The sequence below is a fragment of the Streptomyces sp. CA-181903 genome, from assembly GCF_050937075.1.
In the GTDB taxonomy this organism is placed as follows: domain Bacteria; phylum Actinomycetota; class Actinomycetes; order Streptomycetales; family Streptomycetaceae; genus Streptomyces.
In genome coordinates this window covers 2,105,576-2,121,691 of sequence record NZ_JBNJLY010000001.1, presented here as the reverse complement: position 1 = coordinate 2,121,691, position 16,116 = coordinate 2,105,576, and the positions used below count along the sequence as shown (strand labels likewise).

At 73.3% G+C, this 16,116-nt stretch carries 16 protein-coding genes and 1 pseudogene; 11 read left to right on the top strand and 6 right to left on the bottom strand.

Features of this window, described 5'->3' with window-relative positions; translation table 11 throughout:
* Positions 1 to 160: 160 nt before the first annotated feature.
* Positions 161 to 1,069: a 3-methyl-2-oxobutanoate hydroxymethyltransferase gene (gene panB / locus ACQEVS_RS09265; RefSeq protein ID WP_433017788.1), complete on the bottom strand. Its 909-nt coding sequence runs from the start codon at positions 1,067 to 1,069 to the stop codon at positions 161 to 163.
* 288 nt (positions 1,070 to 1,357) lie between these two features.
* Between panB and ACQEVS_RS09260 the strand changes: the two genes are divergently transcribed.
* The 3 genes from ACQEVS_RS09260 to ACQEVS_RS09250 all read left to right on the top strand — a co-directional run bounded on the left by ACQEVS_RS09260 (position 1,358) and on the right by ACQEVS_RS09250 (position 4,825).
* On the top strand, positions 1,358 to 2,974 hold the full coding sequence (locus tag ACQEVS_RS09260; protein ID WP_433017785.1) for an MFS transporter: 1,617 nt from the start codon (positions 1,358 to 1,360) through the stop codon (positions 2,972 to 2,974).
* Positions 2,971 to 3,588, top strand: coding sequence for a TetR/AcrR family transcriptional regulator C-terminal ligand-binding domain-containing protein (locus tag ACQEVS_RS09255; RefSeq protein ID WP_433017782.1), 618 nt, complete (start codon positions 2,971 to 2,973; stop codon positions 3,586 to 3,588). Before ACQEVS_RS09260 ends, ACQEVS_RS09255 begins: the two co-directional genes overlap by 4 nt.
* Before the next feature lie 211 nt (positions 3,589 to 3,799).
* Positions 3,800 to 4,825 carry an endonuclease/exonuclease/phosphatase family protein gene (locus ACQEVS_RS09250; protein ID WP_433017779.1) on the top strand — a complete coding sequence of 342 codons (1,026 nt, stop codon included), beginning with the start codon at positions 3,800 to 3,802 and terminating at the stop codon, positions 4,823 to 4,825.
* Positions 4,826 to 4,922: 97 nt separating this feature from the next.
* Here ACQEVS_RS09250 and ACQEVS_RS09245 read toward each other — a convergent pair whose 3' ends face one another.
* Positions 4,923 to 5,147: a DUF397 domain-containing protein gene (locus ACQEVS_RS09245; protein ID WP_433017776.1), complete on the bottom strand. Its 225-nt coding sequence runs from the start codon at positions 5,145 to 5,147 to the stop codon at positions 4,923 to 4,925.
* On the bottom strand, positions 5,144 to 5,971 hold the full coding sequence (locus tag ACQEVS_RS09240; protein WP_433017773.1) for a Scr1 family TA system antitoxin-like transcriptional regulator: 828 nt from the start codon (positions 5,969 to 5,971) through the stop codon (positions 5,144 to 5,146). The genes ACQEVS_RS09245 and ACQEVS_RS09240 overlap by 4 nt, the downstream gene beginning before the upstream one ends.
* A gap of 151 nt (positions 5,972 to 6,122) precedes the next feature.
* On the opposite strand from ACQEVS_RS09240, the gene ACQEVS_RS09235 reads away from it, so the two are divergent.
* The 4 genes from ACQEVS_RS09235 (at position 6,123) to ACQEVS_RS09220 (ending at position 7,042) form a co-directional block, all read left to right on the top strand.
* Positions 6,123 to 6,308, top strand: coding sequence for a hypothetical protein (locus tag ACQEVS_RS09235; protein ID WP_433017770.1), 186 nt, complete (start codon positions 6,123 to 6,125; stop codon positions 6,306 to 6,308).
* Complete coding sequence (locus tag ACQEVS_RS09230; RefSeq protein ID WP_433017767.1) at positions 6,301 to 6,522, top strand: hypothetical protein; 222 nt, start codon at positions 6,301 to 6,303, stop codon at positions 6,520 to 6,522. The genes ACQEVS_RS09235 and ACQEVS_RS09230 overlap by 8 nt, the downstream gene beginning before the upstream one ends.
* A gap of 32 nt (positions 6,523 to 6,554) precedes the next feature.
* Positions 6,555 to 6,704, top strand: a complete 150-nt coding sequence (locus ACQEVS_RS09225; protein WP_433017764.1) for a hypothetical protein — start codon at positions 6,555 to 6,557, stop codon at positions 6,702 to 6,704.
* A gap of 104 nt (positions 6,705 to 6,808) precedes the next feature.
* A complete protein-coding gene (locus tag ACQEVS_RS09220; protein ID WP_433017761.1) occupies positions 6,809 to 7,042 on the top strand; it encodes a DUF2277 domain-containing protein in 234 nt (77 codons plus the stop codon).
* Here the strand turns inward: ACQEVS_RS09220 and ACQEVS_RS09215 are convergent.
* The 3 genes from ACQEVS_RS09215 to ACQEVS_RS09205 form a co-directional block, all read right to left on the bottom strand.
* Positions 7,014 to 8,768, bottom strand: a complete 1,755-nt coding sequence (locus ACQEVS_RS09215; protein ID WP_433017758.1) for an NAD+ synthase — start codon at positions 8,766 to 8,768, stop codon at positions 7,014 to 7,016. The genes ACQEVS_RS09220 and ACQEVS_RS09215 overlap by 29 nt on opposite strands.
* Positions 8,769 to 8,911: 143 nt before the next feature.
* On the bottom strand, positions 8,912 to 10,483 hold the full coding sequence (locus ACQEVS_RS09210; protein ID WP_433017755.1) for a multicopper oxidase family protein: 1,572 nt from the start codon (positions 10,481 to 10,483) through the stop codon (positions 8,912 to 8,914).
* Between the two features lie 83 nt (positions 10,484 to 10,566).
* Positions 10,567 to 11,145 carry a hypothetical protein gene (locus tag ACQEVS_RS09205; RefSeq protein WP_433017752.1) on the bottom strand — a complete coding sequence of 193 codons (579 nt, stop codon included), beginning with the start codon at positions 11,143 to 11,145 and terminating at the stop codon, positions 10,567 to 10,569.
* Positions 11,146 to 11,325: 180 nt separating this feature from the next.
* Here ACQEVS_RS09205 and ACQEVS_RS09200 point away from each other — a divergent pair, with 180 nt between their 5' ends.
* The 4 genes and pseudogenes from ACQEVS_RS09200 to ACQEVS_RS09185 all read left to right on the top strand — a co-directional run bounded on the left by ACQEVS_RS09200 (position 11,326) and on the right by ACQEVS_RS09185 (position 16,097).
* Positions 11,326 to 12,810, top strand: a complete 1,485-nt coding sequence (locus tag ACQEVS_RS09200) for an APC family permease (protein ID WP_433017749.1) — start codon at positions 11,326 to 11,328, stop codon at positions 12,808 to 12,810.
* 124 nt (positions 12,811 to 12,934) lie between these two features.
* Positions 12,935 to 13,836: pseudogene (locus ACQEVS_RS09195) on the top strand (alpha/beta fold hydrolase).
* Positions 13,837 to 14,064: 228 nt separating this feature from the next.
* Positions 14,065 to 14,862 carry a MerR family transcriptional regulator gene (locus ACQEVS_RS09190; RefSeq protein ID WP_433017746.1) on the top strand — a complete coding sequence of 266 codons (798 nt, stop codon included), beginning with the start codon at positions 14,065 to 14,067 and terminating at the stop codon, positions 14,860 to 14,862.
* Positions 14,859 to 16,097: a glycosyltransferase gene (locus tag ACQEVS_RS09185; RefSeq protein ID WP_433017743.1), complete on the top strand. Its 1,239-nt coding sequence runs from the start codon at positions 14,859 to 14,861 to the stop codon at positions 16,095 to 16,097. Before ACQEVS_RS09190 ends, ACQEVS_RS09185 begins: the two co-directional genes overlap by 4 nt.
* Positions 16,098 to 16,116: the final 19 nt, after the last annotated feature.

Genomic DNA, 16,116 nt, shown 5'->3' with positions numbered 1-16,116 from the left:
CGGGCCGACATCCGCCCGACAGGGCGCCGGCACGGCCGGTGCCGGCGCCCTGCCACCCTCTCACTCTCGGCGAGCGGACCGGCCAAGCAGGTCGGTCGAGCGGACCGGTCGCGCAGGTCGGTCGAGCGGACCGGTCAAGCGGTCCGCTCGACCGGTCCGGTCAGTGGAAGGAGTGCTCCTCCGCCGGGTACGCCCCGCCGACCACGTCCTCCGCGAACTCCCGGGCCGCGCCGCCCAGGACCTCGCGCAGGTCCGCGTACCGCTTGACGAAGCGCGGCACCCGGCCGGACGTCATGCCCGCCATGTCCGTCCAGACCAGCACCTGGGCGTCGCACTCCGCGCCCGCCCCGATGCCGACCGTCGGAATGTGCAGGATGCGGGTGACCTCGGCCGCCAGCTCGGCCGGGACCAGCTCCAGGACGACGGCGAAGGCGCCCGCGTCCTGCACCGCCTTGGCGTCGCGGAGCAGCTGCTGGGCCGCCTCCTCGCCCCGGCCCTGGACCGGGTAGCCGCCGAAGGCGTTGACGGACTGCGGGGTGAGCCCGATGTGGGCCATGACCGGGATGCCGGCCTGGACCAGCAGCTCGATCTGGTGGGCCGAGCGCTCGCCGCCCTCCAGCTTGATCGCGCCGACGCCCGCCTCCTTCACCAGCCGGGTCGCGTTGCGCAGCGCCTGCACCGGACCCTCCTGGTAGGCGCCGAACGGCAGGTCGCCGACGATCAGGGCGCGCTTGGTGCCGCGCACCACGGCGGCGGAGAGCAGGGTGATCTCGTCCATGGTGACCGGCACCGTGGACTCGTAGCCGAGGTGGCAGTTGCCCATCGAGTCGCCCACGAGCAGCACGGGGATGCCCGCCTCGTCGAACACGGAGGCGGTCATCGCGTCGTAGGCGGTCAGCATGGGCCACTTCTCGCCGCGTCCCTTCGCGGCGGCGATGTCACGGACGGTGATGCGCCGGGATCCCGTCCCGCCGTACAGCGCCTTGCCGGGCGCGGCGCCCGGCTTGCTGCTGTCGGCCGTGGTGGGTGCGGTCGTGCTCGGTGATGTCGGTGTCACGGCATGCGTCATGGCGGTGGCTCCTGTACGTCGTCTCGAAGCGCCCTCGCGGCGTCTCCGGATCCCCTCCATGCTGACACGCGCCGCCCGGCGCGAGGAAGGTGCGGGGGGTAACAGGGGAAGGTGCCGCGGGTGACGGGAGGAAGGCGCCGGGGGTGACGGGAGGAAGGCGCCGGGGGTGGCAGGAGGAGGGGCCGGGGGGTGACGGAGGGGTCGTCCTCGGGCCAGTGCTTGCCCGCCGGGCAAAACCTCCGCAATACGAGACGGTGCCGTATCGGAAACCGGTCTACGGTGGGAGGTATGACATCCCCTGCCGGTGAAGCGCCGGTGCGCCAGGTACCCGAGGCCGTGCACAAACGACGGTGGGCGATCCTCACCGTCCTGCTGTTCAGCCTGCTCGTCGTCGTCCTCGACAACTCGATCCTCAACGTGGCGATGAAGACCATCGCCTCACCCGCGCCCACCGGCCTCGGGGCGACCCAGAGCCAGCTGGAGTGGGCGATCAACTCCTACACCCTGGTCTTCGCCGGCATCCTCTTCACGGCCGGCCTGCTGGGCGACCGGCTGGGGCGCAAGAAGGTGCTCCTCTTCGGCATGGTCGTGTTCGGCATCGGCTCGGTGCTGTCGGCCACCTCCGGCTCGCCCGGTGAACTCATCTCGTTCCGCGCGGTGATGGGCTTCGGCGGCGCCTTCGTGATGCCCGCCACCCTCGCGATCATCATGAACGTCTTCGAGCGCGACGAACAGCCCAAGGCCGTCGGCATATGGGCCGGCGCGGTCGGACTCGCCATCGCCATCGGGCCGATCACCGGCGGCCTGCTCATGGACCACTTCTGGTGGGGCTCGGTCTTCCTGGTGAACGTGCCGATCGTGATCGTCGCCGTCATCGCGATGGTGGTGCTCGTCCCCGACTCCAAGGACCCCTCGCCCGGCCGCCTCGACCCGGTCGGCGTGCTGCTGTCCGTCGTCGGCCTGGTCCTGCTGGTGTACGGCATCATCAAGGGCGGCCAGCTCGCCGACTTCACCGACCCCGAGGTCTTCGGCACGGTCGGCGGCGGACTGCTCGTCCTCGTCCTCTTCGTCCTGCACGAGCGGCGCAGCGCCCATCCCGCCCTGGACATGCGGTACTTCCGCAAGCCGCAGTTCTCGGCGGCGGTGGCCTCGATCGGCCTGGTCTTCTTCGGGCTGATGGGCGTCACCTTCTTCACCGTCTTCTACACCCAGAGCGTGCGCGGCTACAGCCCGCTGGAGAGCGGTCTGCTGCTGCTCCCGCTGGCCGCCGCGCAGATGTTCTTCGCGCCGCGCGCCCGGCTCGTCGTCGCCCGGTTCGGCGCCCGGGCCGTCTGCTGCGCCGGGATGGTGCTCGTCGCCTGCACGATGTCCGGCTTCGTGCTGCTCGACGCCGACACCCCGATCTGGATGCTGGAGGTGCTGTTCTTCCTCCAGGGCACCGCGATGGCGCACGTCATGCCGCCCGCCACCGTCTCGATCATGCAGTCGCTGCCGCGCGAGAAGGCCGGCTCCGGCTCGGCCGTGAACAACACCTTCCGGCAGGTCGGCGGCGCCCTCGGCGTGGCCGTGCTCGGCTCGGTGCTCTCCACCACCTACCGCGACGGCATCTCCGCGCACCTGGACGGCGTCCCCGGCCTGTCCGGGGCCGCCCGGCACGCGGCCGGCGAGTCCATAGAGGCCACCCTGGGCCTGGCCGGCCGGCTCGGGCCGGCCGGACGGGACCTCGTCGGGCCCGCGCAGGACGCGTTCCTGCACGCCATGCACGTCACCGCGCTGGGCGCGGCCGGGGTCGCGGCGCTGGGCGCGCTGGTCGCCGGCGTCTTCCTGCCGGGCAAGAACGCGGCCCCGCCCGCCGCGGGCCCCGGCCGGCCCGCCGAGCGACAACAGGAGGAGGCCCGCAGGTGAGCGGCTCACCCCGGGACGCCGGCGCTCCGCTGCCCGTGCAGCAGCGTGGCCGGCCGCGCAGCGCCGCCGTCGACACCGCCGTGATCGAGAGCGTCCTGCGGCTCCTGGAGGGCGGCGTCACCGTCGGTGAGCTGTCCATGGAACGGATCGCCCGCGAGGCCGGCGTCGGCAAGGCGACCGTCTACCGGCGCTGGGCCGGCAAGGAGGCGCTGATGCTCGACGTCCTGCGCTCCCTGGAGGAGGACGCCCCCGAGCTCGCGGGCGTCTCCGTCCGCGACGACCTGATCGCGCTGCTGGACTTCCTGCGCCGGCGCGGCCTGGCCAAGCGGTCCTCCGCGGTGATGCGCACGGTCGTCGGGCAGGTGCAGGCGCAGCCGCGGGTGTGGCGGGAGTACCACGAGACGGTCGTCGCGGCCCGGAGGGAGTCCTTCCGGGCGGTGCTGCGGCGGGGCGCGGAGGCGGGCGAGATCCGCCGGGACGTGGACGTGGACCTGCTCATCGACCTCTTCGTCAGCCCGATGCTGGTGCGAGCGGTGCTGCACGAGTGGCAGGAGCTGCCGGCGGGGCTGGCCGAGGGGATCGTGGACACGGTGCTGGAGGGCGTACGGCCTTGAGGGTCGACCGGAGCCCGAATGTGCCCGTTGTGTCACAGGACGCCCCCATGGGCCCGTCGGCAGGAACCCGCCCGGGCCGACGGGCCGTCCTCCTCCGCGAAGCCCCCCTTCCGGCGGGGGCCGGGACAGCCCTCCCGCGGTGATCACGACGGACCGTCGATCACCTATCGTCGGGTGACGGGACACAGCGAGACCGAGTGAGGACATGCGGATGCCGCAGGCGCACATGCAGGAGACGGGCCGTGAGGGAGTCGGCCCGGAGCGGGCCGGCTCCGGGGTCCGGCGCCGCGTGGGCGACTGGCTGGGCGACTGGCGGGGCCCCGGGATCTGGCGGCGCGGACTGGTGATCGCGGTACTGGCGCTGGTGCTGGGCCTGCTGATGCTGCTGCACTCCAGCGTCCCCAACCGCGTCGGCAACCTCGGCAGCCTCACCGAGACCTTCCTGCCCTGGCTGGGACTGTTCGTCCCGGTCCTGCTGGCCCTGGCCCTGCTGCGGCGCTCCGCGAGCGCGCTGATCGCCGTCCTGTTGCCGGCCGTCGCCTGGATCAACCTCTTCGGCGGCCTCCTCACCGACAAGTCCGGCTCCGGCGGCGACTTCACCGTCGTCACCCACAACGTGAACGCCGAGAACCCCGACCCGGCCGGCACCGCGCGGTCCCTCATCGCCTCCGGCGCGGACGTGATCGCCCTGGAGGAACTGAGCGACGCCTCCCGCTACGAGAGCGCCCTCGCCGGCTCCTACCGCTACCACTCGGTGCAGGGCACGGTCGGCATCTGGAGCAAGTACCCGCTGAGCGGCACCCGTCCGGTCGACATCCGCATGGGCTGGACGCGCGCGCTGCGCACCACGGTCGAGACCCCGCAGGGCCCGGTCGCGGTGTACGTCGCCCATCTCCCGTCCGTGCGGGTGAAGTTCAACGCCGGCTTCACGGCCGGTCAGCGCGACAACAGCGCCGCGGCCCTGGGTCACGCCATCGCCGCCGAGCCGCTGAAGCGGACCATCCTGCTCGGTGACCTCAACGGCACCATGAACGACCGGTCGCTCGCCCCCGTCACGTCGCAACTGCGGTCGGCGCAGGGGGCCGCCGGGGACGGGTTCGGGTTCAGCTGGCCGGCCAGCTTCCCGATGGCGCGGATCGACCAGATCATGGTGCGGGGGATGGACCCGCGGTCGGCTTGGACGCTGCCTGAGACGGGCAGTGATCACTTGCCGGTGGCGGCGCGCGTGAAGCTCTGAGGGTGCCCGTGGGGGGTGGGGTGCCCCGGCCCCGCCCCTTCGCCGCTTCCTGGGGCTGCGCCCCAGACCCCCTTTTTCGCGGCTCCGCCGCTCGTCCTCAAACGCCGGACGGGCTGAGGGCGCCGTCCTTTAGGGCGGACACCAGGTCCGCGAAGGCGGCCGTAGGGAGACGCAGTACCGGGCCGGTGGGGCGCTTGCTGTCCCGGATGGGGATGGTTCCGGACGGGGCGTGGGCGGGGGCCCATTCGACGCAGCTTCCGCCGCCGTTGCCGCTGTAGCTGGATTTGACCCATTCCGAGCGCAGGTCGGGGGTGTTGCTCATTGGAGATCCTCCATGACGGACGTGATGAGTCGCGCCGAGTCATCCGGCGACAGCGCGCATGCGCTGAGCAGATCGTACGATCGGCGATGCCGATCCGCCGATGCTCGGTCTTCGAGCATCGTCCCTGTGGTGATGGCTTCTTCGAACGCCACTTCCTCACCATCGTCCAGAGTGAGGAGCGTCAGGGCTCCACCCATGAGTGCGTAACCACCCGCGCTGAAGGGGAGCACCTGCAGAGTGGTCGTAGGAGTGCACGTCAATGCGATCAGCCTTTCCAGCTGCACTCGCATGACCTCGGGACCGCCAAAGCCCCGTCGGATTACGGCCTCGTCAAGGATCCAGGCCAAGTCCGCGTCCGGCTTGCCGCGCAGTATGGCCTGACGATGCATGCGTGCGGTCACCAGTTCCTCAACCCGCTCCGGGGCCGCCCGCAGGTCATGGACCTTGAATTGCTCGCGGGCGTACTGCTCCGTCTGAAGCAGCCCGGGGATGATCTGCACGGCCACCTCGCGGATGCGCCTGGCGCGCGCCTCCAACGCCATCCGCCGCTTGAACGGCTCTGGATGCAGCTCCTTTACTGCCAGCAAGTACAGGTCCTGGAAGAGGTCGTCCGTATCGAACTCCGCGTCCAACAAAGCCGGCAGTTCCGGCGGCGGCATGATTTCGGCGTTCTCCACCCGGCTCAGGTTGCTTCGGCTGCTCTTGACGATGAGCGCCAGCTTTTCGAGTGAGAGCCCCGCTTGCTCCCGGTGGCGCCGCAACCGCGCTCCGAAAAGATGCCTGGCCGACCTGTCGGGCGTCAGTTCGTTGGGCCTTGCGGGCACTGCCTCAACTCCACGTGGTTTGGGGCGATTCGTTCTCCCGACTTCACGTCGGGACATCAGCGGGTAGCGCGCACTCTAGCCGTACCGACACCGTGGACCTTCCAGGGTGATGCCCGGCCAACTGGCCGCAGACACACGGAGGTTCGAACATATGACGCACATGCCCTTCGGGGTGGGGGCGCGGCCCGCGCTCGTGCCCAATCCGCGCGTGCCGTGCGCGGCTTGCGCGCGGATCGCCGACGCGCGGTACGCCGCCGAGCGTGCCCGCGACTGGAAGCGCGTGGAACTGCTGCGCCGGGAGGGGCTGCGGCATGGGGAAGAGGTGCATCGTGGTTGACGACTGGATCCCTCAACCGCTGGAACTCATCCTCGACGTCGAACTCGACCGGTTCGGGACCGTCGTCGGCTGGGACCAGGACACCCGGCGGATCACTCTCCGTCCCCTCGCCGGCGGGCGGACCTGGCGGCCGGTGCGGTACCGGCGGGCCACCGCCACCGACAAGCTGCGCGCCCGCGTCAGTGAACTGAACCGGGAGGGGCGCCCGTGGTGACGGGGTGCGAGGCGTGTCAGTGGTGGGACACCGTGATCGGGAGGACCGAGGTGCGGGCGCGGACCGCCCGGGACCGGTGGGAGCGCGCCACCGCCGAGCGGCAGCGGGAGCAGTACGTCGGCAACAAGGCGGAGCACGTTCGCCGGAAACATGGGGTGTCATCCAGCCCGTCCGGCGTTTGAGGACGAGCGGCGAAGCCGCGAAAAGGGGGTCTGGGGCGCAGCCCCAGGAAGCGGCGAAGGGGAGGGGCCGGGGCATCAGCCCGCCGCAGGCGCACACTGGAAGCATGTGCCGCAGCATCAAGACGCTCAGGGCCCCCGTCACCCCCGACCCGGGCGAGGACGGCATCCGGGCCGCCGCCCTCCAGTACGTCCGCAAGGTCTCCGGCTTCCGGGCGCCCGCCGCGCACAACCAGGCCGTTTTCGACGAGGCCGTCGACGCGGTGGCGGAGGCGACGGCGCGGCTGCTGGACGGGCTCGAAGTGCGGGGCGTCAGACCCGTTCGCGCCAGCGGTTCGTGATCGGCAGGCGGCGGTCCTTGCCGAAGCCCTTCGGGGAGATCTTCGTGCCCGGCGGGTACTGACGCCGCTTGTACTCGGCGGTGTCCACCAGCCGCAGTACCCGCGCCACCAGCTCCTCGTCGAAGCCCTCCGCGACGATCCGGGCGTATCCGTGGTCCCGGTCGACGTACAGCTCCAGGATGCGGTCGAGGACGGGGTAGTCGGGGAGGGAATCGGTGTCGACCTGGCCGGGGCGGAGTTCGGCGCTCGGCGGCTTGGTGATGGAGTTCTCGGGGATGGGCGGGGTCTCGCCGCGTTCCTCGGCGTGGCGGTTGCGCCACTTCGCGAGGCGGAAGATGCCCGTCTTGTAGACGTCCTTGATCGGGCCGTACGCGCCGACCGAGTCGCCGTAGAGCGTCGAATAGCCGCACGCCAGCTCGGACTTGTTGCCGGGCGCGAGGACGATGTGGCCCTCCTGGTTGGAGATGGCCATCAGCATCGTGCCGCGCAGCCGGGACTGGAGGTTCTCCTCGGCGAGGCCGGTCAGCCCGAGGGCGCCCATGTAGGCGTCGAACATCGGGGCGATGGGCACGGTACGGAAGTTGAGTCCGGTGCGCCGGGCCAGTTCCTCGGCGTCGGCGAGCGAGTGTGCGGAGGAGTAGCGGGACGGCATGGCGACGCCGTACACGTTCGCGGCCCCGACCGCGTCGCAGGCGACGGCCGCGACGAGGGCGGAGTCGATGCCGCCGGAGAGGCCGATGAGGACGCTGCGGAAGCCGTTCTTGGCGGCGTACGCGCGGAGGCCGGTCACCAGGGCCTGGTAGACCTCGGCGTCGTCGTCCAGGTGCTCGGCGACCGTGCCCGGCAGCGTCGGTTCCGCGGCCGGGGCCGGGTCGGCGGAGATCGTGACGTGGTCGATCCGCAGGCTGTCGTCCACCGTGCCGGAGGGCGCCGCGGCCGGCGCCTCCGGCAGGTCGAGGTCCAGGACCAGGCACGTCTCCTCGAACTGCGGCGCCCGCGCGATCACCCGGCCGTCCCGGTCGACGACGATGGAGTCGCCGTCGAAGACCAGCTCGTCCTGTCCGCCGGTCATGGCGAGGTACGCGGTGGTGCAGCCGGCCTCCTGCGCGCGCTTGCGGACCAGCTCCAGCCGGGTGTCGTCCTTCTCCCGCTCGTACGGCGAGGCGTTGACGGACACCAGCAGCCCGGCCCCGGCGGAGCGGGCGGCGGGCACCCGGCCGCCCTCCTGCCACAGGTCCTCGCAGATGGCCAGCGCCACGTCCACGCCGCGCACCCTGACCATGGGCAGGGTGTCGCCCGGCACGAAGTACCGGAACTCGTCGAACACGCCGTAGTTGGGCAGGTGGTGCTTGGCGAACGTGAGCACCGCACGGCCGCCGTGCAGCACCGCCGCCGCGTTGAGCGGCGCACCCGCGGGGCGGCCCAGCCGGGGGCGGGCCTCCTCGCAGCGGTCCAGGTAGCCGACGACGACGGGCAGATCGCCGAGGCCCTCGTCGGCGAGCCGGGCGGCGAGGACGCGCAGCCGGTCCCGGCTCGCGTCGACGAAGGACGAGCGGAGGGCCAGGTCCTCGACGGGGTAGCCGGTCAGCGCCATCTCGGGGAAGACCGCGAGGTGGGCGCCCTGTTCGGCGGAGTGGCGGGCCCCGCGGAGGACCGACTCCGCGTTCCCGGCGAGATCGCCGACGGTGGAGTCGATCTGGTGCAGTGCGAGACGGAGTCGAGCCACGCCGTCAGTGTAATCGTCTTCCTGACGCGATGGGGGGGTGGAAGGGGGCCACACGGGGTGGCCGCACGGGGTGGCCGCACAAGGTGACCGCACAGGGCGGCCACACAGGGTGGCCCGGGTGGGCCCCTCCCGCCCGCTCGCGGCTACTTGCGGTAACCCAGCAGCGTCATCATCCCCGACTCCGCGTGGTACACGTTGTGGCAGTGGAGCATCCACAGCCCGGGGTTGTCGGCGTCGAAGTCCACCTCCAGCCGCTGCCCCGGCAGCACGACCGCCGTGTCCTTGCGCGGCCCGCCGCCCGGCAGCGCGAACGTGTGGCCGTGCAGGTGCATCGGGTGCCACATCGCGCTGCGGTTGACGAACGCCAGCCGCACCCGCTCGCCCGCCGCCACCGGGTAGCGCTCCGAGGGCGCGTACCGCCGCCCGTTCAGCGCCCAGTCGTAGCGTTCCATCGAACCCGTCAGCTCGAAGGTGAGCGTCCGGTCCGGCCGGCGCTCCTCCAGCCGGACCGGCCCGGCGGCCTTCAGCCGGCCCGCCGTGAGCGGCGTGCGGTCCAGCTCGGCCGGGCGGACGTCGGCGGCCGGCGCCGCGCCGCCGCCGGTGCGCAGCAGCGCCAGGGCGGTCCGCTTCTTGCCCTCCGCGAGCGCGGTCAGCGGGAAGACGCCGTCGCCGGCCGTCACCAGCACGTCGTACCGCTCGCCCATGCCCAGCAGCAGCGACTCCGTCTCCACGTGCTCGACCGGGAAGCCGTCGGTGTGCGTGACGGTCATGCGGTGGCCGCCGAGCGCGACGCGGAACGCGGTGTCGCCGCCCGCGTTGACGAACCGGATCCGGATCCGGTCGCCCGGCTTCGCCGAGAAGGTCTGCGGGGCGTCCGGCGTCCGGCCGTTGACCAGGTAGTACGGGTACGCGACGTCGCCCGCGTCGCCGCCGAGGACGGGGCTGGAGGCGCCCATGAGCATCCGGGACGGGCCGTCCTGGGCGGGCTCGGCGGCCGCCATGTGGTGCATGCCGCCCATTCCGCCGCCCCCGCCGTGGTCCATGCCACCGCTTTCGCCGTGGCCCATGCCCTTGGCGAGTTCCGCGAGGACGGCGTCCGGGGTGCTGCCGTCGACCCCGTCCACCCAGTCGTCGAGGACGACGACCCACTCCTTGTCGTACGCCAGCGGCTCCTTGGGGTCCTCGACGATCAGCGGCGCGTACAGGCCGCGGTCCTGCTGCGTGCCGGAGTGCGGATGGAACCAGTACGTGCCCGGGCGGTCGACCGCGAAGCGGTACGTGAACGATCCGCCCGGGCGGACGGGCCGCTGGGTGACGTCCGGGACGCCGTCCATGTCGTTGCGCAGGGCGAGCCCGTGCCAGTGCAGGGACGTCGGCTCGGGGAGGTGGTTGGCGAGGGTGAGGGCGAGCGTGTCGCCCGCGGTGAGCCGGACCTCCCGGCCCGGCAGGACGTCGCCGTACGCCCAGCTGGCGACCTTTCGGCCGCCGAGGTCGAGCGTGGTCCGGGCGGCGGTCAGCCTCACCTCCCGGACCGAGCCGCCGGCGCGGTGCCGGCGCGCCTCGGCGGCGGCCACCTCCTTGCCGTCGGGGGCGACGTAGGCGACGGGCTTCTCCGGCTTCGATCCCGAACCCGAGCCCGAGCAGGCGGTGAGCAGTCCGCCGGCGGCGGAGGCGAGGCCGGCGCCGAGCACGGCGCGGCGCGTGGTGGTGCGCATGGTGAAGGAACCCCTGTACGTGTCGTCGGTGGTGTGTGCGGAGGCGTGCACGCGCCGTGATGAGGAGCGCGAGAGACGCCCTCCTATACGCGCAGCACCGACAACCGGGCGAGGGACTTCCGCCGGGGCGGGGGCGGGATGGGCCGCAGGGCGTGGACGGCCAGGGCGGGCGGCATGGCCCCGGTGGCGTCGGCCGGCCGGCGGAGGACGGCCAGGGCCAGCAGGAGGACGACCGCCCACCGGGCGCCGCCGAGGAGGACGGCGAGGCAGACGGAGGAGGGGTCGAGGCCCGGGTGGTGGGACGGGGGAGGGGTGGTGCGGCCGCCGGGCGCGACGGCGGCCGGCGGGTCGGCCGGCGGCCGGGCGTGGTGTGCGGCGGGGGCGTCGCCGGCTGCCGCCTGGACGGGCGGCCCGCCCGCCTGGTGGCGCACCGGCGCCGTCGTGGGTGAGGACGCGAGCACGCCGAGCGGGGACGTACGCACCGTGGCTGACGAGGGCGTGAGCGCCTCGGACGAGGACGCATGCGCCTCCGCCCGCCCGTGCCCCATCGGGTGCCCGAGGGTGTGCATGGTCACGATGCCGAGCAACAGCGCGGCGAGGAGCAGCGGCCGGCCGCACCAGGCGCCGACGCGGCGGCCGGCGGCACCCGCTTGCCCGCGCATCGCGCCCTCCCGCGCCGGAACGATTCCCCGTACGCGCGCACCCTACCCCTGCGGGGTATACGGTCCCCGGGCGGCCCGCACGCCCGTCCGATCGAGCGGATGTGCGCGAAACGAGCCCTCTGTCCGATGATGGGACGAAACCGATCGATTGCTTTGCCCCGAAGGACGCTCCTCCCTCTCATGCCCCTCTCGGAACAGGTCAGGGACGAACGTCCCCCCGCAGGCCGTGCCCCCGCCGCCCCCGGCGAGGACCACGCACCCGCCGACCCCGCCGCCACCGGCCGACGGCAGTTCATCTCCTGGACCACCCTCGCCCTGATGACCACCGCCTCGGTGGCCAACCTCCGCCCCGCGCCGTCCATGGCCCTCTACGGCCTCGCCGCCGTCTTCCTCTACCTCCTCCCCGCCGTCGTCTTCCTGCTGCCGACCGCCCTGGTCTCCGCCGAGCTCGCGTCCGGCTGGACGGGCGGCGTCTACCGCTGGGTGAGCGAGGGGCTGTCGAAGCCGCTCGGCTTCCTCGCCGTCTGGTGCCAGTTCGCGATGACGATCGCCTACTACCCGAGCCTGCTCGCGTACGTGGCCAGCACCTTCGCGTACATCGTCGACCCGTCGCTCGCGGACAATGGGCTGTACGTGGCGCTGGTGATCGTCGTCGTCTACTGGTCCGGCGTCCTGATCTCGGCGCGCGGCACCAAGGCCGTCGCCGGGCTGTCGAGCATCGGCCTGGTGATCGGCACGCTGCTGCCGGGCGTCGTCCTCGTCGTCCTCGGCCTGGTCTTCCTCGGGCAGGGCAACCCGTCCGCCGCGCCCATGGACGGCGGCCATGTGCTGCCGCCGTGGACCGGCGTCGCGAGCCTCGTCCTCATCGTCGGCAACTTCCTCTCCTACGCGGGCATGGAGATGAACGGCGTGCACGTCGCGTCCCTGCGCCGGCCCGGCAAGCAGTTCCCGCGCGCGATGGCCCTGGCCACCGGGCTCGTCCTGCTGATCTTCATCCTGCCCGCGCTGGCGGTCAGCTGGGTGATGCCCGGCGAGGACCTGAGCCTCACGGCCGGGGTGATGCAGGCGTTCCAGGGCTTCTTCGACCACTTCGGGGTCGGCTGGCTGACCAAGGTCACCGGCGTGCTGCTGGTCGCAGCCGCGCTCGGCGGCATGCTCACCTGGCTGGCCGGGCCGTCCAGCGGACTGCTGCTCGTCGCCCGGCAGGAGGGCTATCTGCCGCCCGTCCTCCAGAAGCTCAACCGGAACGGCGTGCCGCGCAACATCCTCGTCGCGCAGGGCGTGCTGACGACCGTCATCGCGCTGCTGTACGCGTTCCTGCCGGACGTCTCCAGCGCGTACTGGATCTTCTCGGTGATCACGACACAGATCTACCTGGTCGTCTACCTGCTGATGTTCGCCGCCGTGGTCCGGCTGCGGCGGCTCCAGCCGGACCGGCCGCGCGGCTTCCGCGTCCCGGCCGTCCGGCTCGTCGCGGGGGTCGGGTTCGCGGCCTCGCTGGCGGCCATGTGCATCGGCTTCGTACCGCCGGAGCAGTTCGGCGGGCAGCCGCTGTGGCGGTACCTGCTGACCGTCGGCGGCGGGCTGCTGACCATCGGCTTCCTCGCGCCGCTCGCCTTCCTGGCGTTCCGCAGACCGCACTGGGCGGCACCGGACGCGGACTGAGCCCCACGCGGATCTCCCGCCCGCCGGAACCCTCGCCGCGCGCCCGCCGTTCCACGACGGGGAGGGGCGGCCGGCGCCGCCGCTCCTCCCCGCCAACGTGAGCACGAGGAGAGGGCGGACGAGGATGAGCGAAGGCCGGCCGCCGGGCCGGATGCTGCGGATCGGCGGCACGGCCCTGCACGTCCTCAGCGAAGGTTCGGGACCGGTGTGCGTGCTGAGCCCGGGGCTGGGCATGGGCTGGTTCGACTGGGACCCCGTCGTCCCGCTGCTGGCCCCGCACCGCACGGTCGTCCGCTTCGACCGGCCCGGCCTCGGCTTCAGCGCCCCGCAGGCCGAGCCGCCCACCGCCCGGGGCGAGGCCGCGCGGATCGCCGGCGTACTCGACGCCCTCGGGCACACCGGACCGGCGACGGTCGTCGGCCACTCGCTGGCGGGCTTCCACGCCGAGGCGTTCGCCCGGCTGCACCCGCGGCGCACGGCCGGCCTCGTCCTCGTCGACACCAGCGTCGAGGAGAACGCCCGGCCGCTCCCCGCCCGCGCCCTGCGCACCGCCGCCGCCCGGGCGCGCGGCCACGCCTTCACCACCGCCGGCCTGCCGCGCGCCCTCGGCCCGGCCCTGCGCCGGCTGGCCGTCCGCGCCTCCTCCGTCGGACGCGCCGACCCCGTCCCCGCCGACCTCATCCGCTGCACGTACGGCACGGGCCGCGTGGTACGCGCCCTCCTCATGGAGAACGCCCACTACTTCGACGTGGCCGCCGAACTGCGACACCTCCGCGCCACCCACCCCCTGCCCCCGTCCCCACCCACGTCCTCGCCGCCGCCACCGGCACCGACTCCCGCCTCGAACGCCGCCGCCTCACCCGCCAACGCACCCTCGCCACCCTCCTCGACGCCCACTTCACCACCATCGCCCCGGCCGGCCACCTCCTCATGTACGACCGCCCGGAGGCGCTGGCGAGCGTAATCCTGGAGGCACCGCGGGCCCGGCCTTCCACGGTGTCGGCGGAAGGGCCCGCGCCCAGGTGAGAGCGGCCGCGCCGCTCGTCCTCGAACTGACGCCCCCGGCCGCTGGATCGTCGGCCGCGGCGAGTTCGCCGTTCTCCTCCGCGAGTGGGCGGAAGTGGTGCGGGAGGCGTGCGCGCGGGGGTGGGGGATCGTCGGGCTGTCGTTCCGACGTGCGGTGTCACGAGGCCCCCGCTTGACCCTCACCCCACGTCAGGCCGCAAGCTGGCGCGCGACGAAAGGCAGGACCCCATGACGTACACCGTCGGACAGGTCTCGGGCTTCGCGGGCGTCACCGTGCGAACCCTCCACCACTACGACCGCACCGGGCTGCTCGCGCCCAGTGAGCGCAGCGCGGCCGGTTACCGCCTCTACAGTGAGGCCGACCTGGCCCGCCTCCAGCAGATCCTGTTCTACCGGGAACTCGGCTTCTCGCTGGAGGAGATCGCCGCCATCCTGGAGAACCCCCAGGCCAACGCCATCGACCAGCTGCGCGCCCGGCACAAGCTGCTCAGCGAGCAGATCGGCCGGCTGCGGCGGCTGGTGGAGGTCGCCGAGCGGGCGATGGAGGTGCAGGAGACCGGTGTCGCGCTGACGCCGGGCGAGCGCTTCGACGTGTTCGGCGAGGTGGCCTTCGACCTGAGCTACGCCACCGAGGCCGCCCTCAAGTGGCGGGACAGCGACAAGCACCGGCAGTCCCTCGCCAGCGCCGCCGCCCACAGCAAGGACGACTGGCGGTGCATCATGAGCGAACTCGCGGAGTGGCGACGCGAGTTGTTTGTCGTCTTCGACGGCGGTGAGCCGGCGGACGGCGAGCGGGCCATGGACCTGGCCGAGGCGCACCGGGGACACCTCGACCGCTGGTTCATGTCCTGCCCGCCCGAGACGCACGTCCGCGTAGCCGATGACTTCGCCACCGACCCGCGCGCGTTCGCGCTGCTGGTGCCACCCTCCGAGCAGCGGCCGGGACTGGCCGCGTACGTGCGGGCGGCCGTCCGCGCCAACGCCGCCCGGCAGGGTCTGGCGGACGCCGGGGAGGAAGTGCGATGAGGATCCTGATCACCGCGGCCGGTTCGCGCGGCGACGTCGCCCCGTACACCGGGCTCGGCGCCCGGCTGCGCACGGACGGCCACGAGGTCGCCATCGCCACGGACGAGCTGTTCGCGCCGCTGGTGCGCGCCGCCGGACTCTCCTTCCGCTCGCTCCCGGCCGACCCGCGCACCGGGGGACAGGCCGGAGGGAAGCGCCAACTGATGACCGCCGCGGCCGCGTTCGCCGGCCGACTGGGGCAGGGGATGGCGGAGGCCGTCACCGGGGCCGAGGGCGACGTGGACCTGCTGCTGTTCTCCGCCACCACCGCCCCGCTCGGCTGGCACCTCGCCGAGGCCACCGGCGTCCGCAGCCTGGACGTCCACCTCACGCCCAACGCCCCCACCGGCGACTTCCCGCCCGTCGTGAGCGGCACCCGCTCGCTCGGCCGATGGGGGAACCGGGCCGTCGGCCGGTTCTCGCTGCGGGTGACGGACCGGCTCTTCGCCGACGCCGCCCGGACGCTGCGGGCGGAGCTCGGCCTGCCGCCCGCCGAGCAGGCCGCCGTCCGCCGCCGCCAGGAGGAGGCGGGCCGGCCGGTGCTGTACGGCTTCAGCGAGGCCCTGGTCGAGCCCCCGGCGGACTGGCACCCGCGCCACATCGTGACGGGAACCTGGTGGCCGCACCGGGACACCGACCGGCTCCCGGCCGTCCTGGAGGACTTCCTCGCCGCCGGCCCGCCGCCGGTCTTCGTCGGCTTCGGCAGCATGCCCGCCGACGACCGCGAGCGGCTGAGCGGCCTCGTGGTGGACGCGCTGCGCCGCGCGGGCGTCCGCGGCGTCCTGCAGTCCGGCAGCGCCGGGCTGGCCACCGACGCGGACGACGTCCTGACGATCGGGGACGTGCCCCACGAGCTGCTGTTCCCGCGCGTGGCCGCCGTCGTCCACCACGCGGGCGCGGGCACCACGGCCGCCACACTGCGCGCGGGCGTCCCGTCCGTCCCGGTGCCGGTCATGGCGGACCAGCCCTTCTGGGCCGCCCGCCTGGTCGCCCGCGGCGCCGCCCCGGCCGCCGTCCCCTTCCGGAAGCTCACGGCGGAAGGGCTGGCCGCCGCGCTGACCCGGGCGACGACGGAACGGACGTACGCGGACGCGGCCCGCCGGCTGGCGGCCCGGGTCGCGGAGGAGGACGGCGCGGGCCGGGCGGCCGAGATCGTGGCGGCCGAGCCGGCGGCGGTCCTGGGAGAACGCCCCTGACCTGCTGATACGGTCCCGA